This window comes from Microtetraspora sp. NBRC 13810, from assembly GCF_030268685.1.
Taxonomy (GTDB): Bacteria; Actinomycetota; Actinomycetes; order Streptosporangiales; family Streptosporangiaceae; genus BSRQ01.
Genome location: NZ_BSRQ01000001.1, coordinates 450,866 through 473,152, shown reverse-complemented (window position 1 = coordinate 473,152; position 22,287 = coordinate 450,866). Strand labels below are relative to the sequence as shown.

Genomic DNA, 22,287 nt, shown 5'->3' with positions numbered 1-22,287 from the left:
GTCGTCGGCGTCTGTCCTGGCGCTCTCCGTCCACAGGGACCCACGGCGGTCCCCTCCAGATCGAGGAAGTCATGCGCGTCTACCTGCCGTGCACCCTCGCGGCGCTCGCCCGCGTGGTCACCAGCGGAGAGCTCGGCCCCGCCCCGCTGACCGGCTACGCGGTCACCCCGGCGCTGGTCGAGTGGTACGTCTCGGGCGACACCGAGGAGCTGGAGTACGTCGCCCTGACCGAGGCGGCCAGGGCCTCGCTGCGGATGCTGGCGGCCGACCGGGCCGACGGGGTGCCGGTGGACGCGCGGCGGGTGGTGGTGGCCGCCGAGGTGCCCGACGGCGCCGTGAGCGTGAGCGCCGACCTGGCCGAGCGCGGCCGGGTGCGGCTCGTCGAGGCGGTGCCGACGGCCTGGATCGCGGCGGCGCATGTGGACGACAAGGAGGCGACGGCCGACGTGGAGGCCGCGATCGCCGCCCTGCACGCCGCGGACGCGGGCGACGACGACGCGCGGTTCACCGTGGACGGCGCCGAGGCGCACGAACTGCTGTGGTACGCCACCCAGGAGATCCCCGATCTACTCCTTTGACAGGGGCCTGACCATGGTCTGACCGTGGCCGTTCACAAAAACGTAGCGTGCTGTCGCTACGCTGAAGAGCGATATGAAGCATATTGTCTGGGACTGGAATGGGACGCTCTTCCACGACATCGACGCCGTGGTCGGAGCGACGAACGAGCTGTTCAGGCCGTACGGCCTGACCACGCTGACGGCTGACGACTTCCGCTCGGTCTACACGCGCCCGATCTGGGTCGCCTACGAGCGGATGCTGGGCAGGCCGTTGCACGAGGGGGAATGGGAGCTGCTCGACGAGGGCTTCCATCTCCACTATCACCGGTTGATGCTGGAGTGCGACCTGGCCGGCGACTGCCGTACCAGCCTCGCCGACTGGGAGCGGTCGGGCGGTTCGCAGTCGCTGCTGTCGATGTGGGGCCATGACCGGCTGGTGCCCAAGGTCGCGGAGTTCGGCATCGACCACCACTTCACCCGGGTGGACGGGCTGCGCGCCCCCGCCGGCGGCCCCAAGGCGGAGCACATGGTGGCGCACATCGCCGCGCTCGGCGTGGATCCGCGCGACGTGCTGGTGATCGGCGACAGCGTCGACGACGCCGACGCCGCCCGGCACGTGGGAGCCAGGGCCGTGCTCTACACGGGCGGCATGACGCCGCGTTCGACGCTGCAGACGCTGGGCATCCCGGTGGTGGACACCCTGGCGGAGGCGCTCGACCACGCCTGAGGACGCCGCGGACGGCCGGATCTCACCGGGAGGCGAGACGACGGGACCCCGTGCCCGCCGTACGCTGTCCCTGCACGCCCTCACCCCCCCTCGGAGGAAACGATCAACCGTCTCGTCCTCTGGAACGTCGATCTGACCCTGGTCGATGTCGCCATCGTCGCCCGTGACGCCTACGCGGAGGCGTTCCGCCAGGTCACCGGGCGACCGCTGGTGAAGCTGGCGCCCGCCATGGGCCGCCCCGACTCCGAGATCATCTTCGAGACGCTGGCCGTCAACGGCATCGCCGTGCAGGACGACCATCTGCCGAGGTTCGTCGAGGCACTCACCGCGGCCTTCGCCGCCCGCCGCAGGCGGCTGGACAAGGAGGGCCGGATGATGCCGGGCGCTAAGGACGCGCTCAAGGCGGTGGCCCGGCTCGACGGCGCCGTGCAGTCCGTGCTCACCGGCACGATCAAGGGCAACGCGGCGCACAAGCTGGCCGCCTTCGGCCTGGACCGGCACCTCGACCTGGAGATCGGCGGCTACGGCGAGGAGGTCTACCCCAAGGCCACCCTCCTCCAGGTGGCCCAGGGCAGGGCGAAGGACAAGTACGGCGCCGCGTTCACCGCGGCCAACACCGTGCTGGTCGGCGACTCCGCGAGGGACGTCCAGGCGGCCAGGATCGGTGGGGCCGCCATGGTGGCGGTGGCCTCCGGCCGTGCCACGGTGAGTGAGCTGGAGGAGGCGGGCGCCGACCTGGTGCTGCGCGATCTCACCAACTCCTCGGAGGTGGTCGCCGCCGTCGCCCGTCTCACCGGCTCCGGATCCGGCTCCGGCGGGCGGGCCGGCTGAACCCCGGCGGGCGGGGCGCGCGGGTCAGGAGGCGAGGCGGGAGAGGAAGCGGGCCGCTATGGGCGCGGCGACAGCCGCTCCGGTGCCGCCGCCCTCCACGACGACCGCGAAGGCCACGTCGTCCCGGTAGCCGATGAACCACGAGTGCGTCGGCGGGTCGCCGCCGTCCTCGGCGGAGCCGTACTCCGCGGTGCCGGTCTTGCCCGCGGTGCCCGGGGGGAAGGCCACGGCGTGCGCGGTGCCCTCGCTGACGACGGCGGGCATCAGGTCGCGCAGCGCGCGTACCACGCCGTCCTCCAGCCTGCGCGGCTCGGCGCCGCCGGCGGGGACCAGGTCCCGCGCCACCAGCCGCGGCGGGCGCCAGGTGCCGCCGGCGATGGCGGCGGCGACGGAGGCCATGTTCAGCGGGCTGGCGAGCACCCTGCCCTGGCCGATGGCGGCGGAGGCGAGGTCGGTGTCGTCCTTGGGGGCGGGGAACTCCGCGCGTACGGCGGGCACGCCCGGGGTGATCGGCGCCCCGAAGCCGAAGCCGGCCGCCACCTCGGCGAGCCGGCCGCCGCCGAGCCCGGCCACGCTCATCGCGCCGAAGGTCGTGTTGCACGAGTGCGCGAACGCGTCGCGGAAGCTGATCGTCCCGTAGTCGTGGAACTCCGCGTTGTGGAAGGGGAAGCCGCCGATGGTCTGCTCGGCCGGGCAGCGCACGGTCTCCTCCGGCCGCGCGCCCCCGGCGACGAGCGCGGAGGCGGTCACCACCTTGAACGTCGAGCCCGGCGGATACTTGCCGAGGAGCGCCCGGTTGAACCCGCCCGGCTTGTTCACCGCGGCGAGGATCTCCCCGGTGGAGGGCCGCAGCGCGACGAGCGACGCGGGCTTGTCGACGTCTTCCAGCGCCGCCGCGCCCGCCTCGTGCACCCGCAGGTCGATGGTGGTCTTCAGCGGCCTGCCCTCTTCCGCGCCGCTCCTGGCCAGCGTGCGCAGCGTCTTGTCTCCCTCCACCAGGTCGATCCTGGCGGCCGCGCTGCCGGTGAGCCGGGCGCGGTAGGTCTCCTGGAGTCCTTCGACGAGCTGCTGCACCGAGCCGGGCGTGTCCGGGGTGTCGATGCGGGTGCCGTCGGCGGCGGTGACCGGCGCGAGCCGCGGTTTGACGGTGACCAGCTTGAGCCGGCGGCCCGCGCGCAGGTCGGGCTGGACGGCGGCGGGGGTCCAGGCCACCCGCCAGGCCCGCTCCCGTTCGACCAGGCGCAGCGCGCCGCGGTAGGTCCAGTCCACCGGGCCGGACAGGTCGGCGCGGAAGCGCACGGTCGTCGCGGTGTCGGCCTCCTCCGTGCCGGTGACCGTGAAGGCGGCCGAGCTGAGCTTCAGATCGGTGCGCAGCCGCCGGTACCAGTTCTCGTAGTCGGCCGGCGGGTCCACGGTCAGTGCCCGCATGGCCGCGTAGTCCCCCCTGGACCACGCGGACAGGTAGTCCGAGGCGGTCTGCCCGGCCGATCCGCGGGTGCGCAGCAGCCAGACCACCCCGGCCGCGGCGAGCAGCGGCACCAGGACCGCCGCCGTGACGATCAGCCCGGTCCGGCGTCGCCGCCGGACGGGCCGGTCTTCTTGCAGGTGAAACATGCTTCCCCCCCTGTGACGTTCGCCCACGAGGACAGCAGAGGGTCAGCTTTGTTGTCCAATACTGATATATCTCTTCACTTCATATAAATCTGGATATAGTTGCTGGTCATGGATATCGTCCGGCATCTCCATTACTTCACCGTGGTGGCGGAGGAACTCCACTTCGGCAACGCCGCCGTACGGCTCGGCATGGCCCAGCCGCCGCTCAGCCAGCGGATCAAGCGACTGGAGGAGGAGCTCGGGGTGCGGTTGTTCGACCGGTCGGCGCGGCAGGTACGGCTGACCGAGGAGGGGCGGTTGCTGCTCGGCGAGGCGCGCGAGATCGTGGCCAGGGTCGACCGTCTCAAGGACCTGCTCCGGCACGGCGGGGAGGGCGTGCTCAAGGCCGGCATCCCGCCCGATCTCGGCTCGGTCGTGATCGGCGCGCTGGTGGCCGGGTTCCGCCGGCACAACCCGGACGTGCGGCTCGCCCCGGCCGAGATCTGGACCGCCGACCAGGTGACCGCGCTCGGCGAGGGCGCCATCGACGTGGGCATCGTGCGTCACCCGGTGACCGCCCCCGGCCTGCACTTCGGCCGGATGCTGGTGCAGACGCCCGGCGTGCTGCTCCCCGCGGGCGACCCGCTGGCCGGCGGCCCCGCCGTGCACCTCGCCGATCTGGCGGACCGGGAGGTCGTGCTCTTCTCCCGGGAGGGGGAGCCGGGACCGCATGCGGAGACCATCGCGGAGTGCCGCCGCCACGGATTCGTCCCCGCCCGGATCCACTACGGGATCACGCTCGGCCTGGTGCTGGCCGGCGCGGCGGTGGCCTTCGGCGCGGAGACCGACGTGCCCGGCCTGCGGTGGCGACCGCTGCTCGGCTCGCCGATCGTCTGGCGGGTCTCCACGGCCTGGCGCGAGCAGACCCCCGCGGTGGCGGGATTCGACGAGGTGGCGGTACGGATCTTGAAGGAGAATGCCGGCATGACCGACGAGGCCGCCGTGCCCGTGCGGCGGGTCAGCCCGCGGCCCGCGATGGGCTTCCTCGCGTGAGCGGGTTCGACCCGGGCGGGCTGTTCCGCGCGGCCGGGGTCACCGGCTGGATGCACGCGGAGGACATCGACTCCGGGCGCGAGGTGGGCTTCGGCGCGGACGTGCCGGTGCCGACCGCCTCCGTCTTCAAGGTGCCGCTCCTGGTGGCGCTGGGGCGGGGAGCCGACGCCGGGCTGCTCGACCTGACCGAGCGGGTGACCGTCGCCGCGGCGAACCGGGTCTTCGGCCCGACCGGCATCTCGGCGATGTCCGACGACGTCACCGCCTCGCTGCGCGATCTCGCCTACCTGATGATCGCGATCAGCGACAACACCGCCGCGGACGCGATCGCCGCCCGGGTGGGACTCGACGCGGTCAACGCCGCCCTGGACCGCCTCGGCCTTACCGGTACCCGGGTGCTGCACGACTGCCGGGTCATGGCCGCCCGGATGGACGAGGACTCCGGCGGCGAGTGGCCGGTCACCGACGCGGCGGCACTCGCCCGGCTGCGGGTGCTCGACCCGGCGGTCACCAACCGGAGCACGGCCAGGGAGACCGCCAGGCTGTTCGCCATGATCTGGCGGGACGAGGTGGCCGAGCCGGAGACCTGCGGCTGGATGCGCAAGGTGTTCGGGCTCCAGGTCTGGCCGCACCGGCTGGCCTCGGGCTTCCCGTACGACGACGTGTCGGTCAGCGGCAAGACCGGGACGCTGCCCACCCTTCGCATAGAGGCCGGAGTCGTGGAATATCCGGATGGGGGAAGGTATGCCGTCGCCGTCTTCACCCGGTCCCTCAGCCCGGCCCTGAACCAGCCGCGCGCCGACGCGGTCATCGGCACGGCCGCGCGCATGGCCGTGGACCACTTGCGCGGCTGACGGGATATGTGGGCCGCCGGTGATGACTTTCCGCCCGGCCGTCACGAGGATGGGAACATGGTTGAGGAAGGTGCGTTGTTGTGGCGGCCGACCGACGAGGTCGTGCGTCACGCCAAGATCACGCGTTACATGGACAGGATGGGGCACTCCGGCGACTACGAGCGACTCTGGCGCTGGTCGGTCGACAGTCCGGAGGAGTTCTGGCCGTCGGTGTGGGAGTACTTCGACGTCGTCGGCGAGCGTGGTGACGGGCCCGTCATCAGTGGGACGATGCCCGGCGCCGAATGGTTCACCGGATCCCGGGTCAACTACGCGGCCAACGCGCTGCGCCGGGCCGCGTCCCAGCCGGACAAGGTGGCCGTGATCTTCCGGTCCGAAGGCGGCGAGCGGGTCACCCTCACCTATGCCGAACTGCACGAGGAGGTCGCCCGGGTGCGGACCGGCCTGGTCCGGCTCGGCGTTGGCGCCGGCGACCGGGTGGCCGCCTACGTGCCCAACATCCCCGAGGCGCTGATCGCCTTCCTCGCGACGGCGTCGCTGGGCGCCGTGTGGTCCTCCTGCTCGCCCGACTTCGGCGCGCCCAGCGTGACCGACAGGTTCGCCCAGATCGAGCCCAAGGTGCTGATCGCGGTGGACGGCTACCGCTACAACGGCAAGGGCTACGACCGCACCGGCGAGGTCCGCGACATCGCGGCCAAGCTCCCCGGCCTGCGCGCCACCGTCTGGATCCCCCACCTCCGGGCGGCCGAGCCGGGCGCGGCGGAGGGCGGGGAGCTGAGCTGGCAGGGGCTGCGCGCCGAGCGGGAGCCGCTCGTCTTCGAGCAGGTGCCGTTCGGGCACCCGCTGTGGATCCTCTACTCCAGCGGCACCACCGGCCTGCCCAAGCCGATCGTGCACGGCCACGGTGGCGTGGTGCTGGAACACCTCAAGGCGCTCAGCTTCCACCAGGACCTCGGCGAGGACGACGTCTTCTTCTGGTACACCACCACCGGCTGGATGATGTGGAACTTCCTGATCGGCGGGCTGCTGGTGGGCTCCACCGTGGTGCTCTACGACGGCAGCGCCGCCCATCCCGGGGTGGACGCGCTGTGGCGGGTGGTGGCCGAGGAGGGGGTGACCTACTTCGGCACCGGCGCGCCGTACATCATGGCGTCGATGAAGGCCGGGGTGGAGCCGAAGGGGCTGGACCGGCTGCGCGGGGTCGGCTCGACCGGCTCGCCGCTGCCGCCCGAGGGGTTCGAGTGGGTCTACTCCCACGTCAAGGAGGACGTGCAGCTCGGGTCGTTCTCCGGCGGCACCGACGTGTGCACCGGCTTCGTCGGCTCGGTGCCGCTGCTGCCGATCAGGGCCGGGGTGATCTCCTGCCGGTGCCTCGGCGCCCGGGTGGAGTCGTTCGACCCGGCGGGACGGCCGGTGACCGGCGAGGTGGGCGAGCTGGTGGTGACCGCGCCGATGCCCTCGATGCCGGTGATGTTCTGGAACGATCCGGGCGGGGAGCGCTACCGTGACAGCTACTTCGCCGACTACCCCGGCGTCTGGCGGCACGGCGACTGGATCAAGGTGCTGCCCGACGGCGGATGCGTGATCTACGGCCGGTCGGACTCCACCCTCAACCGGGGCGGCGTGCGGATGGGCACCAGCGAGTTCTACCGCGTCGTCGAGCGCTTCGAGGAGATCGCCGACAGCTTGGTGATCGACACCGGCCAGCTCGGCCAGGACGGGCGGCTGCTCCTCTACGTCGCCATGGCGCCGGGGGCCGCGCTGTCCGAGGACCTGGTCGCCGCCCTGCGCACGGCGCTGCGCACCGAGCTGTCGCCGCGGCACGTGCCGGACGAGATCCACGAGGTGCCGGGCATCCCGCGGACCCTGTCGGGTAAGAAGCTGGAGGTGCCGGTACGCAAGATCCTGCTGGGCACCCCGCTCGCCCAGGCGGCCAACCCGGACGCCTTGGCGAATCCGGAGGTGCTCCGCCACTTCGTCCCGGAGTGACAGGCATCTCATTCGCGGCGCCGTAGATCGCGTTGACGTTTGGGTGCTTTTCGGGTGGTATCGGGTACGGCGGTGCAACGCCCTTCAGCCTGTTGGGAGCCCGCGCTGTGGGATGCTGCGGCTGCACCACCTCCCCCCGCCAGAGGGAGCGCGGGCCTGGTTGTGGAGTGTTGACAGGCGATACCCCTCACAAAGGAGTGAGAGTCATATGCCGCTCGAAGAGGCCAAGGACGAGCTGCTGCGCAGCGCCGCGCGGGTGGGCGCGGACGCGACAGGCGGCGGCCGGGTGGGCGAGGAGGAGGTGCTCGCCTACCTCCGTGCCTACTATCGGCACGTGGCGCCCGAGGACCTGAGCGGCCGGGCCCCCGCCGACGTCCACGGCCCCGCGATGGCCCATCGCCGCCTCGCCGAGGTCCGCCCGCAGGGCCGGGCGCTGGTGCGGGCCTACACCCCGGCCGCCGAGCACGGCTGGGCCTCCCCGCACTCGATCGTCGAGGTCGTCAACGACGACATGCCCTTCCTGGTCGACTCGGTGACCATGGAGCTCGACCGGCACAACATCGGCGTCCACCTGCTCGTGCACCCCCAGATGCCGGTGCGGCGCGACCTCACCGGCAAGATGCTCGGCTCCGGCGACGCGGATGTCACCGGCCAGACGCTGGTCGAGTCCTGGATGCACATAGAGATCGACCGGCAGGCCGACCCCGCGGTGCTGCACGAGCTTGAGGCCGACCTCCAGCGGGTGCTCCTCGACGTGCGCTCCGCGGTCGAGGACTTCCCGAAGATGCAGGCCCTCGCCGTGCGGGCGGCCGAGGACCTGTCGATCGACCCGCCGCCGCTGGAGCCCGCCGAGGTCGAGGACAGCATCGACCTGCTGCGCTGGCTCGCCGACGGGCACTTCACCTTTCTCGGCTACCGCGAGTACCGGCTCGCCGACACCGAGGAGGGCGCGTCCCTGCACACCCTGCCCGGCACCGGGCTCGGCATACTGCGCCCGGACAAGGCGCTCTCCGACAGCTTCGCGGCCATGCCCGCCGAGCTGCGGGCCAAGGCCCGGGAGAAGCAGGTGCTGATCATCACCAAGGGCAACACCCGGGCCACCGTGCACCGGCCCGCCTACCTCGACTACGTGGGCGTGAAGCTCTTCTCGCCGGAGGGCGAGGTGATCGGCGAACGCCGCTTTCTGGGCCTGTTCACGCACGTCGCCTACAGCGAGTCGATCTCCCGCGTGCCGGTGCTGCGCCGCAAGCTCGCCGCCGTGCTGCGCGCGGCCGGGCTCGCCCCGGACAGCCACGACGGCAAGGACCTGATCGAGACGCTGGAGACCTTCCCGCGCGCCGAGCTGTTCCAGATCTCGGTCGAGGCGCTGCTGCCGATCGTCAGGGGCGTGCTCCGGCTCCGCGAGCGCAAGCAGGTCAGGCTCTTCCTGCGCCGCGACGACTACGGCCGCTACATCTCCTGCCTGGTCTACCTGCCCCGCGACCGTTACACCACCAAGGTCCGGCTGCGCATGCAACGGCTGCTGATGCAGGCGTTCGGCGGGGTGACCCTCGACTACAGCGCGATGATCGGCGAGTCCTCGCTGGCCCGGCTGCACGTGGTGATCCGCGGCGTGCGCGGCGGCCGGCTCCCCGAGACCGACGTGGACCTGGACGAGCTGGAGAGGCGGCTCGCCGCCGTCACCCAGACCTGGGAGGACGAGCTCGCCGCCGCGATCGGCGAGCTGTGCGCGGACGACGACGTGCCCGGCCTGGTCCGCCGCTACCAGACGGCCTTCCCCGAGGGCTACAAGGCCGACTTCCCGCCCCGGATCGCCGTCGCCGACCTGACCAGGCTGGAACGGCTCGCCGACGAGCCGGGCGACATCGGGCTCGACCTGTACGAGCCCGCCGACCCGACCGAGGGCGAGCGCCGCCTCAAGATCTACCGCCTGGACCAGGCGATCTCGCTCTCCCAGGTGCTCCCGCTGCTCCAGCGGCTCGGCGTCGAGGTGGTGGACGAGCGGCCGTACGAGATCGACCGCGACGGCGACCCCGCCAGTAAGAACGCCTGGATCTACGACTTCGGCCTGCGCCACCCGTCCACCGGGAAGATGCCCAAGGAGGACTTCAAGAAGCTCTTCGAGGACGCCTTCGCCGCCCTGTGGCGGGGTGACGTCGAGGCCGACGACTTCAACGCCCTGGTGCTCGCCGCCGGGCTCACCTGGGACCAGGCCGAGATCCTGCGGGCGTACGCGAAATACCTCCGGCAGGCGGGCTCCACGTTGAGCCAGAACTACATGCAGCGGGTGCTGCTCGGCAACGTACGGCTGGCGCGGCTGCTGGTGCGGCTGTTCGAGGCGCGCCTCGACCCGCGCAGGGACCCGGACGTCAGGGTGGACCTGTGCGACGCGCTCAACGAGGAGATCCTCGGCGCGCTGGACGACGTCGCCTCGCTGGACGAGGACCGGATCCTGCGGGCCTTCCTGGAGGTCGTGCACGCCACGCTGCGCACCAACTACTTCCAGTGGGTCACCGGACCCGACGGCAGGCCGCGCCGCAAGCCGTACATCTCGCTGAAGTTCGACCCGCAGGCGATCAGCGTGATGCCGCTGCCCCGGCCCAGGTACGAGATCTTCGTCTACTCGCCGCGGGTCGAGGGCGTCCACCTGCGCTTCGGCAAGGTCGCGCGCGGCGGGCTGCGCTGGTCGGACCGGATGGAGGACTTCCGCACCGAGATCCTCGGCCTGGTGAAGGCGCAGATGGTGAAGAACACCGTCATCGTGCCCACCGGGTCCAAGGGCGGGTTCGTGGTGAAGAGGCCGCCCGCCTCCGGGGCCAGGGAGGACGTGATGGCCGAGGGCGTCGCCTGCTACCGCACGTTCATCTCCGGCCTGCTGGACGTCACCGACAACCTGGTGAACAACGAGGTCGTCCCGCCGCGCGACGTGGTACGGCACGACGGCGACGACACCTACCTCGTGGTCGCGGCGGACAAGGGCACCGCGTCCTTCTCCGACATCGCCAACCAGGTGGCCAAGGACTACGGCTTCTGGCTGGGCGACGCCTTCGCCTCCGGCGGGTCGGTCGGCTACGACCACAAGGCGATGGGCATCACCGCCAAGGGCGCGTGGGAGTCGGTCGAGTACCACTTCCGCACGATGGGCGTGGACGTGCAGAGCACCGACTTCACGGTGGCCGGCATAGGCGACATGTCGGGAGATGTCTTCGGTAACGGCATGCTGCTCTCCCGGCACATCCGGCTGGTGGCGGCCTTCGACCACCGGCACGTCTTCGTCGACCCGCAGCCCGACGCGGCCCGCGGCTTCGCCGAGCGCGCCCGGCTGTTCGAGCTGCCGCGCAGCTCCTGGGCCGACTACGACCCGGCGCTCATCTCCGCGGGCGGCGGCGTCTGGCCGCGCACCGCGAAGTCCGTCCCGATCACCCCCCAGATGCGGGCCGCGCTCGGCATCGAGCGGGCCGTCACCGCGATGCCGCCGAACGACCTGATCAACGCCATCCTCAAGGCCCCGGTGGACCTGCTGTGGAACGGCGGCATCGGCACCTACGTCAAGGCGTCCCAGGAGAGCCACGCCGACGTCGGCGACAAGGCCAACGACGTCCTGCGGGTCGACGCCGGCGAGCTGCGCTGCAAGGTGGTCGGCGAGGGCGGCAACCTGGGCCTCACCCAGCTCGCCCGGATCGAGTACGCGCTCAACGGCGGGCTGATCAACACCGACTTCATCGACAACTCGGCCGGCGTGGACACCTCCGACCACGAGGTGAACATCAAGATCCTGCTCGACCAGGTCATGCGGGACGGCGACCTGACCGAGGAGCAGCGCGACCGCCTCTTCCTCGACATGACCGACGAGGTCGGCCGGCTCGTGCTGCGCGACAACTACCAGCAGAACGTCGTGCTGGCCGCGGCCCGCGCCCAGGCGGCCGGGCTGCTGCACGTGCACGCCCGGTTCCTGCGCAGGCTGGAGCGCGACGGGCTGGTCAACAGGGAGCTGGAGTTCCTGCCGTCGGACAAGACGCTCGCCGAGCGCAGGCAGGCCGGGCTCGGCCTCACGGCCCCGGAGTTCTCCGTGCTGCTGGCCTACACCAAGCTGGTCACGGACGCCGAGCTGCTCGCCTCCGACCTGCCCGACGACCCCTACCTCGCCTCCTGGCTGGTCTCCTACTTCCCCTCGCCGCTGCGCGAGCGCATGCGCGCCTCCATGGACGCGCACCCGCTGCGCCGGGAGATCATCACCACCCGCGTGGTGAACGACCTGATCAACTCGAGCGGCACCACCTTCATGTTCCGTTTCGCCGAGGAGACCGGCGCCTCCAGCGCCGAGATCGCCCGCGCCTACCTCGTCGCCCGCGACGTCTTCGACATGCCCAGCTTCTGGCAGGCGGTCGAGGACCTGGACAACAAGGTGGACACGAGCACCCAGCTCGCCATGCTCCTGGAGGGCCGCAAGCTCGTCGAGCGCGGCGCCCGCTGGCTGCTCGCCAACCGCAGGCCGCCCTACGACCTCGCCGAGACGGTCGGCTTCCTGTCCGACGGGATCGACGGCCTGCACGACGGGCTGCCCAAGCTGCTGGCCGGCCCCGACCTGGCCGCCTACGAGGAGCGCAGGGACGGGTTCGTCTCGCGCGGCGTGCCCGAGGAGCTCGCCGAGCGGGTCGCGGCCATGGTGCCCGCCTACTCCACCTTCGACCTGGTGGAGGTCGCCTCCCACACCGGCAGGCCGGTCAGGGAGGTCGCCGAGGTGTACTTCGACCTCGCAGACCGGCTCCAGCTCGCCCGGCTGCGCGAGCGGGTCATCGCCCTGCCCAGGGACAACCGGTGGAACACGATGGCCCGCGCCGCGCTGCGCGACGACCTCTACGCGGCGCACGCCTCGCTGACCCGTGACGTGCTGGCCCACAGCAAGCCGGGGCAGTCCCCCGAGGAGCGGCTGGCCCGCTGGACGGACGCCAACGCCGCGCCCGTGGCCCGGGCCAGGCAGATGCTCACGGAGATCTGGGAGAGCGACAACATCGACCTCGCCACGCTGTCGGTCGCCCTGCGCGCGATCCGCACCCTGGTCACCACCAGCAACCTGCCGGAGGCCTGACCCGGGATCACCGGCCGCCGGTCCCCGTCACCGGGGCCGGTGGCCGGGGGGCCCGCCCGCCCCGGCCGTTTCGTGAACGGGCCGTGCCGTGGGCGGCCGTCTGGTGCGCGGGCCGTGTGCCGTGGGCGGCCGTCTGGTGCGCGGGCCGTGTCGTCGGTGGCCGCGTTCAGCGGCCGGTGACCCGGGTGACCGCGCCGTCGTAGGCGATCACCCGCGCCGCGCCGTGCGTCGCACGCGGTGGGACCACGCTCACGTACTGCTGGGTCTCCACGATCCGCAGCTCCTTGGCGACCGCCGGGTCGCCGATCGCCCACCTGGCGTCGGGCGGGACCACGATCCACGGCGCGCTGGGCAGCCTGGCGCTGTAGGTCGTCGTCCGGGTGAGCGGGTAGCAGACGACCCCGCCGCCGCCGCGGGTGCGCCAGGCGAAGATCGGCGACTGGGTCGCGCTGAAGATCGAGTCGTAGCCGAGGCCCACGTCCTTGGCCTGGTCCCGCTTCTCCGTGATCTCGGTCGAGTAACCGGTCGTGTGCGTGTCGGGCGCGATGAGGGCCGCGGAGAAGCCCTTGGCGCCCTCCTCGGCCACGGTGGCGTGCAGCGGGGCCATGAGCTGCGGGGTGATCTCGATGCTCTCGTCGCGGCTGGACAGCGCCGTCGCGTAGCCGTCGGCGTCGAGGGCCGGCTCGGGGAGCTTGTCGCCGGGGTAGAGCAGCGAGGCGAAGCTGAGCTGCCAGCGCGCGTCGTCGTCCTGCTTCATCAGCGTGAGCACGGCCGAGCGCGCCGCCGCCGGGTCGGGCGCGCCGGCCGTCCGCGTCGAGGTGCGGGTCGCGGTCGCGCCGAGCGTGGCGGAGCGCGCCTCGCGCTCCACCACGGCGGTGAACCAGTAAGGCGGGGCGTCCAGGCGCGGCACGATCAGGCCGGTGGGGCGCCAGCGGTACCGGGGCGGCTGCAGGACGGTGGACCGGTAGGCGGCGCTGGTGATGGCCGACTGGCCGTCCCTGACCTGCTCCAGCGCCATTCGCAGGTCGCCGCCGGCGCGCAGCACGTCGTCGGTGGCGAGGTAGCGGTCGAGCGCCTCCTGGGCGTCGTCCCTGGTGAGCCGGGGTGCCGCGGGCGCGGCAGGCGCGCCCTGGGCGCCCTTGGTCGCGGCGACCGGCGCGGGCTCGGGGGTGCCGCCGCCGGAACACGCCGCCAGCGAGATCGTCAGAATCACGGCGGGCAGGAGCGTCCGCCGCCGCCAGATCCCTCGCACGCCCGCCTCCCGCTCTTCCCCGCCGCGGGCCCATGTTACGGCCTGGGGTACCTGAGAGGGGTCGCCAGTCGCGTACCCTTTACAGACGTGGCAGTCATCGATCCGGCAGAAGAGATCAACGAGCTCGGAAGCACCCTGAAGGGCATTCAGGACGTGCTCGACCTCGACGCTATGCGCAAGCAGATCGCGGATCTGGAAGAGCAGGCCGCCGCGCCCGACCTGTGGAACGACCCTGAGGCGGCCCAGAAGGTCACCAGCAAGCTCTCGCACCTCCAGTCGGAGCTCAACAGGGTGGAGAGCCTCGTCGGCCGTCTGGAGGACCTCACGGTCCTCTACGAGCTGGCCGAGTCCGAGGACGACACGGACACCCGCGAGGAGGCCGACCGCGAGCTGGCCTCGCTGCGCGGCGACGTCAACGCGCTGGAGGTCCGCACCCTGCTCTCCGGCGAGTACGACGCCCGTGAGGCGGTCGTCACGATCAACTCGCAGGCGGGCGGCGTCGACGCGGCCGACTGGGCGCAGATGCTGCTGCGCATGTACATGCGGTGGGCCGAGCGCAAGGGCTACTCCACGGAGGTCTACGACACCTCCTACGCGGAGGAGGCCGGCATCAAGTCGGCGACCTTCACCGTCAAGGCCCCCTACGCGTACGGCACGCTGCGCGGCGAGCACGGCACCCACCGGCTCGTCCGGATCAGCCCGTTCGACAACCAGGGCCGCAGGCAGACCTCCTTCGCCGGCGTCGACATCGTGCCGGTCGTCGAGCAGACCGACCACATCGAGATCAGCGAGGACGACCTGCGCGTGGACGTCTACCGGTCCTCGGGGCCGGGCGGCCAGGGCGTCAACACCACCGACTCGGCGGTGCGCCTGACCCACCTGCCCACCGGCATCGTCGTCTCCTGCCAGAACGAGCGCTCGCAGCTGCAGAACAAGGCGACCGCGATGGCGGTCCTGCAGTCCAAGCTGCTGGAGCGCAAGCGGCAGGAGGAGGCCGAGAAGATGTCGGAGCTGCGCGGCGAGTCCACGACCTCCTGGGGCACCCAGATCCGCAACTACGTGCTGCACCCGTACCAAATCGTGAAGGACCTGCGCACCAACGTGGAGGCGGGCAACCCGACGGCGGTGCTCGACGGCGATCTCGACGGGTTCATCGAGGCCGAGATCCGCTGGATGCGCCGCCAGGAGTCGGGCGCCGGCGAGTGACGCCCGGCGCCCCGTGGGCGGCTGTCTCAGCCGCCCACGAGGTGCTGCAACGCCAGGCTGAAGAAGAACAGCGCGAGAAGGATCACCACCACGACGGCCGGCGAGAGGCCGCCGGGCCCCTGGTGGTGCAGTTTCGCCTTGCCCGCCCGGCAGGAGGGGCAGCGCCCTTCCACCACCGGACCGGCGCACTGCGCGCAGACCAGATGTTCGCAGCTCATGGTATGCCCCACGCTCCTTTGCCGTTCCGATACCTAGGCCGGAATCGTTTTGTTTCCGTTATGGACGTTCCATGCCAGTGTTCCCCCTAGACTGGCGTTGGCCAACCGGAACGTCGATCAACGGTAAAGATCTGCGCTCCCGGCAGGCGAGCACCGGGAAGTGGCTACTACCACCCCCGCGACCGTCCTACCCCCTAGACTGGCATGCCGTGATGCGCCCGTGATCCATTTCGATAATGTCATCAAGGTCTACACGAACCAGAACCGCCCGGCCCTCGACCACATCAGTGTCGACGTGGACAAGGGCGAGTTCGTCTTTCTCGTCGGGCCCTCGGGCTCCGGCAAGTCGACCTTCCTCCGCCTGATCCTCAAAGAGGAGCGGCCCAACTCCGGCGCGATCCACGTCGCCGGCAAGGACCTCTCGCGGCTGTCCAACTTCAAGGTGCCGCACCTACGCCGCCGGATCGGCTGCGTGTTCCAGGACTTCCGCCTGCTCCCGAACAAGAACGTGTACGAGAACGTCGCGTTCGCCCTGGAGGTCATCGGCAAGCCGAGGCGCTTCATCCGTAAGGTGGTGCCCGAGGTCGTCGAGCTCGTCGGCCTGGAGGGCAAGGCCCACCGGATGCCCGACGAGCTGTCCGGTGGTGAGCAGCAACGGGTCGCCATGGCCCGCGCGTTCGTCAACCGCCCGATGATTCTTCTGGCCGACGAGCCGACAGGAAACATCGACCCCGCGACGAGCATCGGCATCATGAAGGTGCTCGACCGCATCAACAGGACCGGTACCACGGTCGTCATGGCCACCCACGACGCCGCCATCGTCGACTCCATGCGCAAGCGGGTGGTCGAGCTCGAAGACGGCAAGATCGTCCGTGACCAGTCGCGTGGCGTGTACGGCCAGGCCTACTGACCGACAGGTCGGACCGGGACCCAGAACAACAGGAAGAGCATGCGGGCCAATTTCATCTTCTCCGAGGTCTGGATCGGCCTCCGCCGTAACCTGACGATGACGATCGCCGTCATCGTCACCGTGGCCGTCGGCATGGCGCTGCTGGGCGTCGGTCTGATGATCAATGCCCAGGTGTCCAACATGAGGGACTTCTGGTCCGACAAGATCGAGCTCTCGATCTTCCTGTGTGGTAAGAACGACCCCTTCCCCAACTGTGAGAACAGCAGCGGGCTGAGCGATGCCGAGAAGATCGCCCTGCGGGACCGGATCGTCGCCATGCCCGAGGTCCAGGGCGTCGAGTTCGAGAACCAGGCCGCCGCCTACGAGAACTTCAAGGCGCAGTACGGCGCGGACAACGTGCTGGTGAGCGCGGTCAAGCCGGAGGACATGCCGGAGTCGTTCCGGGTCAAGCTCAAGGACCCGAACTCCTACGGCGCGGTCGTCGCGGCTCTGGACGGCGCTCCCGGAATCTCCAACGTGGTGAACCAGCAGGACATCCTGAAGCAGTTCTTCGGGCTGCTGGAGCGGCTGCGCTGGGCGGCCCTGGTGGTGGCGTTCATCCTGGTGATCGCGGCGATCCTGCTCATCGGCAACACGGTCCGGCTGTCGGCGTACAACCGGCGGCGGGAGACCGGGATCATGCGGCTGGTCGGCGCGTCCAACCTGTACATCCAGCTGCCCTTCGTCATGGAAGGGGTGATCGCCGGGCTCATCGGCGGCGTGGTCGCGGCCAGCCTGCTGATCATCTCCAAGGTCTTCCTGTTCGACAGCGTCCAGCAGTATCTCCCGGGCAACAGCGCGCTGGCCTGGAGCGACGTCGCCTCGGTGATCACCCTGACGATGATCTTCGGTGTGGTCATCTGTGTGCTCGCGTCGTTCGTGACGCTGCGGCGATATCTGCGAGTGTGATCGTGGCGAGTCTCACCACGGCGGGCCGCCGGTAGGCTCGTTTCATGCCACGTGAGACCGGGCGGACAGTCATCGCCCAGAACAAGCGTGCCCGCCATGACTACCACATCGAGGACACCTTCGAGGCGGGCATCGTGTTGCAGGGGACGGAGGTCAAGTCCCTGCGCGCCGGCCGGGCCTCGCTGGCCGACGGCTACGCGACCGTCAAGGACGGCGAGGTGTGGCTGATCAACGTGCACATTCCGGAGTATTCGCACGGCAACTGGACGAACCACGCGGCCCGCCGTACCAGGAAGCTGCTGTTGCATCGCAAGGAGATCGGCAAGCTCCAGGTGAAGACCAAGGAGGGCGGGCTGACCATGGTGCCGCTCTCGCTCTACTTCAAAGAGGGCAAGGCCAAGGTCGAGATCGGGCTGGCGCGCGGCAAGAAGGACTGGGACAAGCGGCAGACCCTGGCCGAGAACCAGGCCAAGCGTGAGATGGCCCGCGTCCTGCGGTACAGGAACAGGTGACGCGCGCGGTGGCCGTACCAGCCAGAACGCGGACCGTCGCGGCGGCGCTCGCGCTCGTCGCGACGGCGCCGCTGCTGACCGGGTGTTTCGAGGAGCCGTCGGCCAACGAGGCGGTGCGCGAGTTCCTCGTCGGGTGGCAGAGCGGTGACTACGAGGCGGCGGCGACGCGCACCGACGGCGACCCCAAGGTGGTGGCCAGGGCGCTCGGCGACGTGCGGGTGCAGCTCGACGCCGCGTCGATCCGGTTCGACCTCAAGGGTCTCAAGCGGACCGGGGACACCTCGCAGGCCGACTTCCAGGCCGAGATCGACCTGGGGGAGAACAACCCGCTCTGGGTCTACCAGGGCAAGCTGCCGCTGCACCTCGTGGGCGGCCGGTGGAAGGTGCGCTGGTCGCCGAGCGTGCTGCACCCGCAGCTCCGCGAGGGGCAGCGGTTCGCGGTGGAGACCAGCTCCGAGGGCCGCAAGCCGATCGTGGACCGCGACGGCGACTCCCTCCAGGGGCCGACCCGCCTCTACATCGCCGGGGTCGTCCCGGCGAACCTCAAGGGCGACCAGAAGCAGGTCTGCGAGGAGCTGGCGAAGGTCACCGGCTTCGCCGCGGACCGGCTGCTCAGCCGGATCCAGTCGGCTCCGCCGAACCTCTTCGTGCCGCTGGTCACCTTCGGGCGTAAGAAGTTCGGCCAGCTGGAGTCCCAGCTTCGGGCGATCCGGCAGGTGCAGATCAACATCGAGGAGCAGCCCTTCGCCCCCGACCCGCCCCGGCAGATCGTGGGCAGGGTCAGCGAGGTCACGCCGGAGAGCGAGCTCCAGCTCGGCGGGCCGCAGCGGGCCGGCGACTCGGTGGGCCTCACCGGGCTGCAGAAGGCATACCAGGACCAGCTCACCGGCGCCACCGACACCCGGGTGATCACCCTCGACCTCAGGACCAACGCCGAGGTGGCCCAGCTCGCGGAGTGGCCCGCGCCGACCAACACCCTGGTCGCCACCACCATCGACGCCCGCCTCCAGCAGGCGGCCGAGCTCGCGGTGCGCTCCAGCCGCCGGGCCGCGCTGGTCGCGGTGGACACCGACACCGGCGAGATCCGCGCGGTCAGCACCCAGGACATGGACCAGGAGAAGGACGCCCTGGCCGGGAAGTTCCCCGCGGGCAGCGCGTTCTCCGTCATCGCCGCCGACGCCCTGCTCAAGGCCGGGGTCGCCCCCCGGCAGAAGGTGCCCTGCCCGCCGCAGCGCAGCGTGGGCGGCGCGCAGTTCCAGCAGGTGAGCGCGCTCCCCGTCAAGCCGACCACCTTCCGCGGCGGTTTCGCCGCCGGCTGCGTGACCGCGATGGCCGCGCTGGCCCGCCGGATCAGCGCCCCGGCGCTGGCGGCCAGCGCCACCGACTTCGGCATCGGCAGCAAGTGGCAGCTCCCGCTGAAGTCCTTCGCGGGCGAGATGCCCAAGATGTCGAGCGACGCGGCCATCGCCAGGGCCATCGTGGGCCAGAACGTCAAGGTCAGCCCGCTGTCGATGGCGCTGGTCGCCGCGGCGGTCGCCAACGGCACCTGGCACCCGCCCACCCTGGTCACCTCCCCCGACTCGCCCGACCCGGTGGCCGAGGTCACCCCGGCCCCGCAGCCGAACCCGATCCGCCTCGACTCCAAGACGGTCGCCTCGCTGCGCTCCCTCATGCGCGCGGGCGTCACCTCGGGCTCGGCGCGTACGGCGAACGCCAGCGGCCCCGCGGTCCACGGCATCAGCACCGGAGCCACCGGCCCGCACTCCTGGTTCATCGGCTGGCAGGGTGACGTCGCCGTCGCCGTGCTCGCCGACCGGGTCGATCCGGCGGCCATCGCGGGCAGTTTCTTCCACAACTCCAACGCCACCGCGGCTTCGTGACTCTCCGGAAAATTATCGTCACTCTGAGCAACCATCGGGCCCGCTTCCGGCGTCTTCTCAAGTGACTGGGACCCGCTTGGGGGGTTGCGGGCTCAGTCGCCGTGATGAGACAGGGCTTCATCTCGGGGGAAGCCTTGCCGTCCGGACCGGCGCGACCCTGCCGGTCAGCCCCGGGGGCGTGTGCTAACGCCACGCTCCCGGGGCCTTCGCGCGTTCCCCTGCGCCCCCTCCCGTGTTAGAGGCGCCCGCCCGCGGGAATTGAGTTGGCACTAGGGGTGTTGTCGAGGGTATCGTTTTCATGTTCGGCTCTTACGGGAGCCGGGTTTGACAACTCAACATGGGGGTGACTGGCTTCGACTTCGATCTTGCAACTCAGTGGGAAGCGGGCCGAGGACTGCGGACATAACCTCGTTAATCCTGTGACCGCAAAACAATAAGTGCCAATAAGACGCACTCTGAGGTTTCCCAGGCCAGCCTGGGCCTCGCCGCCTAAGCAGCGAGGACCTCTGTCAGCCCGGGAGCGCCTCCGGCCCGGATCTGACATCGCTAGGAGGCTCAACCGGTCGCCCCGGCTACGGGGGTGACCGGGAAATCAAACAGTAGCTGGGCCCGTCGGCGACTCGCCTGTGTGATCGCCGGGGCCGAGAAAAGCGCAACAGGCTGCGCCCGGAGAAGCCCTGTCTTGGGATTGAAGGACGCGGGTTCGATTCCCGCCACCTCCACCGTTGTTCCGCCACCGGCGGAACGGATCGCCGAAGGCGGTCGGTCGGCATCATCGCCGATCCGGCCGCCTTTCGCGTTTTCCCCAGGCCCAGGTCGGCAGGTGGTCGGGCGGGGCCGGAGCAGGGTGCTCCGGCCCCGCGGGGGTCAGGGGGTCCAGCCGGGGACGTTGGGCAGCGGGCCGGTCCGCGGAAGGAGCGGCGCGCGCTTGGCCGTAGCCTCGGGAGCCGGTGCGGCGGGGCAGCGGGTGCCCTTGGCAGGCAGGGTTCCGGAGATCAGGTAGTCGTCGAACGCGCGGATGGTGCACGCGCCGCGGGGATAGATGCCGTGGCCCCAGCCTTCGTAGGTGAGGAGCACCGCCTGCCGGCCGAGCTGGCGGGCCGTGCTGGTCGCCCAGTTGTAGCCGGTGGCCGGGTCGTGCAGCGCGTTGCCGAGCAGCAGCGGGGCGCTGCCGCGGACGCGCAACTCGTCCTGCGGGTTGGGGATGGGCCGCGGATGGCCCAGGCAGGACGGGACGAGGCCGACGACGTTGGCACTGTAGAGCATGTCCGGCGCGGCCCGCTCGGACCTGCGCAGCAGCGAGGCGTACTCACGGTAGTCGCGGATCGGCAGGTCGTAGTCCTGGCAGAAGATCTCGACCGGCAGGTTGACCAGTTCGGCGTTCCCCGGCACGGCCCGGGGAGCCGGAGCGGCACCGGCACCGGTGGCCAGGAGTTCCGGAATGTCCGGGGTGGCGGCTTCGCCGGGTGCCGGGGCGGCCTTGGCGGCGGGGGTGGCCGGGGCGGTGTCGATGATCAGGCCGGCCAGGGTGGTGGCCAGCTGGGGCCAGTTGGGGCCGTAGAAATGGCCGAAGGCGACGGTCACGAGGTCGAGGCTGGTCACGTCGAGCTCCGGCTGGGCGGGCGGGTGCACTTCGCCCCGGTCGGCGCGGACCAGCAGGTCGCGCCAGAAGGCGCGGACGTCCCGGCCGTTCAGCGCGCAGCTCGGGTCGCGCTCGCACCAGGACACGAACTCGTCGAAGGAGTCCTGCACCGCGGCGGCCTGGGTCTCGACGAAGGCGGCGGTGCCCACGCTGTGGTCCATGTTGCTGTCCAGGGCGAGGGCGCGGACCCGGCGCGGGAACAGCTCGGCATACTGCTGGCCGATCAGCGTGCCGTAGGAGGCGCCGTAGTAGGACAGCTTGGCTTCGCCGAGCGCCGCGCGGATCGCGTCGAGGTCGCGCACCACGCTGAGCGTGTCCACGTGGTCGAAGAGCGGCCCGGTGTGCGAGCGGCAGTCCGCGCGGAGCCGCTCGTTGTAGGCGATCCAGGCGTCGTAGTCGGCCTGGCTCTTCAGGATGACCGGGGGCAACTGGTGCTCGAAGTCGGCCGAGCACAGGATGGGGTTGCTGCGGGCCACGCCGCGCGGGTCGAAGCCGACGATGTCGAACCGGCGGGCGATCTCCGGGCTGAAGTACCCGTGCGCCACGAAGGCGAAGTCGACGCCGGAGCCGCCGGGGCCGCCCGGGTTGATGACCAGGGAGCCGATCCGGGCCGCCGGGTCGGTGGCCTTGCGCCGGGCGAGGGCCAGATCGATCGTGGGGCCGTGCGGCCGGTCCCAGTCGATCGGGACCGCGAGCGTGCCGCACTCGACCGCCGGGTCCTGCGGGCACGGCTCCCAGGCGACGGCCCGCGCGCCGGGTGCGGGGGCGGGTGCGGGGGCGGGGGCCGCGGCTGCGGGGCTCGTGGGCAGCAGTGTGGCGATGAGGGCCAGGGCGAGGGTGACGAACGGCACGGTTCTTCGCACATGATCTCCAATCGTTCGGTCCCGGGCCGGGGGCCGGCCTCCGGCGGCGGCGCGCCTGTGCGAGGGTGTCCGGACCGGGCTGCGGGGGTGTGTCACGACAGGGGCGTGCACGGCCCGGCGGGCCGGGCTCACCCGATTGTCGATCATCATGCACAGGCCGCCC

Annotated in this window: 16 protein-coding genes and 1 other RNA gene; 13 read left to right on the top strand and 4 right to left on the bottom strand. The window is 71.1% G+C overall.

Annotated features, from left to right (window positions below; translation table 11 throughout):
- Positions 1 to 71: 71 nt before the first annotated feature.
- The 3 genes from QSK26_RS02150 (at position 72) to QSK26_RS02140 (ending at position 2,115) form a co-directional block, all read left to right on the top strand.
- Positions 72 to 578, top strand: a complete 507-nt coding sequence (locus QSK26_RS02150; RefSeq protein ID WP_285773207.1) for a DUF6912 family protein — start codon at positions 72 to 74, stop codon at positions 576 to 578.
- A gap of 73 nt (positions 579 to 651) precedes the next feature.
- Positions 652 to 1,284 (top strand): HAD family hydrolase, encoded by a 633-nt coding sequence (locus QSK26_RS02145; RefSeq protein ID WP_285773206.1) that lies wholly within the window; start codon positions 652 to 654, stop codon positions 1,282 to 1,284.
- A 102-nt stretch (positions 1,285 to 1,386) separates the two neighbouring features.
- Positions 1,387 to 2,115 carry an HAD family hydrolase gene (locus tag QSK26_RS02140; protein WP_285773526.1) on the top strand — a complete coding sequence of 243 codons (729 nt, stop codon included), beginning with the start codon at positions 1,387 to 1,389 and terminating at the stop codon, positions 2,113 to 2,115.
- 24 nt (positions 2,116 to 2,139) lie between these two features.
- Here QSK26_RS02140 and QSK26_RS02135 read toward each other — a convergent pair whose 3' ends face one another.
- Complete coding sequence (locus QSK26_RS02135) at positions 2,140 to 3,729, bottom strand: penicillin-binding transpeptidase domain-containing protein (RefSeq protein WP_285773205.1); 1,590 nt, start codon at positions 3,727 to 3,729, stop codon at positions 2,140 to 2,142.
- Between the two features lie 108 nt (positions 3,730 to 3,837).
- Here QSK26_RS02135 and QSK26_RS02130 point away from each other — a divergent pair, with 108 nt between their 5' ends.
- The 4 genes from QSK26_RS02130 (at position 3,838) to QSK26_RS02115 (ending at position 12,693) form a co-directional block, all read left to right on the top strand.
- Entirely contained in the window at positions 3,838 to 4,761 is a 924-nt protein-coding gene (locus tag QSK26_RS02130) for a LysR family transcriptional regulator (protein WP_285773204.1), read from the top strand.
- Complete coding sequence (locus QSK26_RS02125) at positions 4,758 to 5,615, top strand: serine hydrolase (RefSeq protein ID WP_285773203.1); 858 nt, start codon at positions 4,758 to 4,760, stop codon at positions 5,613 to 5,615. The genes QSK26_RS02130 and QSK26_RS02125 overlap by 4 nt, the downstream gene beginning before the upstream one ends.
- Positions 5,616 to 5,672: 57 nt before the next feature.
- On the top strand, positions 5,673 to 7,604 hold the full coding sequence (locus tag QSK26_RS02120; RefSeq protein WP_285773202.1) for an acetoacetate--CoA ligase: 1,932 nt from the start codon (positions 5,673 to 5,675) through the stop codon (positions 7,602 to 7,604).
- 208 nt (positions 7,605 to 7,812) lie between these two features.
- On the top strand, positions 7,813 to 12,693 hold the full coding sequence (locus QSK26_RS02115) for an NAD-glutamate dehydrogenase (protein ID WP_285773201.1): 4,881 nt from the start codon (positions 7,813 to 7,815) through the stop codon (positions 12,691 to 12,693).
- Between the two features lie 166 nt (positions 12,694 to 12,859).
- Here QSK26_RS02115 and QSK26_RS02110 read toward each other — a convergent pair whose 3' ends face one another.
- Entirely contained in the window at positions 12,860 to 13,945 is a 1,086-nt protein-coding gene (locus QSK26_RS02110; RefSeq protein WP_285773200.1) for a DUF8094 domain-containing protein, read from the bottom strand.
- Positions 13,946 to 14,032: 87 nt separating this feature from the next.
- Between QSK26_RS02110 and prfB the strand changes: the two genes are divergently transcribed.
- The gene (gene prfB / locus QSK26_RS02105) at positions 14,033 to 15,151 is read left to right on the top strand and encodes a peptide chain release factor 2 (RefSeq protein ID WP_285773199.1); all 1,119 of its coding nucleotides are present in this window, start codon (positions 14,033 to 14,035) and stop codon (positions 15,149 to 15,151) included.
- A gap of 26 nt (positions 15,152 to 15,177) precedes the next feature.
- Here the strand turns inward: prfB and QSK26_RS02100 are convergent, their stop codons facing one another.
- Positions 15,178 to 15,369, bottom strand: a complete 192-nt coding sequence (locus QSK26_RS02100; protein WP_285773198.1) for a hypothetical protein — start codon at positions 15,367 to 15,369, stop codon at positions 15,178 to 15,180.
- Positions 15,370 to 15,589: 220 nt separating this feature from the next.
- Between QSK26_RS02100 and ftsE the strand changes: the two genes are divergently transcribed.
- The 5 genes from ftsE to ssrA all read left to right on the top strand — a co-directional run bounded on the left by ftsE (position 15,590) and on the right by ssrA (position 20,344).
- On the top strand, positions 15,590 to 16,279 hold the full coding sequence (gene ftsE, locus QSK26_RS02095; RefSeq protein WP_285773197.1) for a cell division ATP-binding protein FtsE: 690 nt from the start codon (positions 15,590 to 15,592) through the stop codon (positions 16,277 to 16,279).
- Positions 16,280 to 16,318: 39 nt separating this feature from the next.
- Complete coding sequence (gene ftsX, locus QSK26_RS02090; protein WP_285773196.1) at positions 16,319 to 17,227, top strand: permease-like cell division protein FtsX; 909 nt, start codon at positions 16,319 to 16,321, stop codon at positions 17,225 to 17,227.
- A gap of 44 nt (positions 17,228 to 17,271) precedes the next feature.
- Positions 17,272 to 17,739: an SsrA-binding protein SmpB gene (gene smpB, locus QSK26_RS02085; protein WP_285773195.1), complete on the top strand. Its 468-nt coding sequence runs from the start codon at positions 17,272 to 17,274 to the stop codon at positions 17,737 to 17,739.
- The gene (locus QSK26_RS02080; RefSeq protein ID WP_285773194.1) at positions 17,736 to 19,619 is read left to right on the top strand and encodes a penicillin-binding transpeptidase domain-containing protein; all 1,884 of its coding nucleotides are present in this window, start codon (positions 17,736 to 17,738) and stop codon (positions 19,617 to 19,619) included. The genes smpB and QSK26_RS02080 overlap by 4 nt, the downstream gene beginning before the upstream one ends.
- Positions 19,620 to 19,958: 339 nt before the next feature.
- Positions 19,959 to 20,344: a transfer-messenger RNA gene (ssrA, locus tag QSK26_RS02075) on the top strand.
- Positions 20,345 to 20,486: 142 nt separating this feature from the next.
- Here the strand turns inward: ssrA and QSK26_RS02070 are convergent.
- Positions 20,487 to 22,124, bottom strand: coding sequence for an alpha/beta hydrolase (locus QSK26_RS02070; protein WP_285773193.1), 1,638 nt, complete (start codon positions 22,122 to 22,124; stop codon positions 20,487 to 20,489).
- Positions 22,125 to 22,287 lie beyond the last annotated feature (163 nt).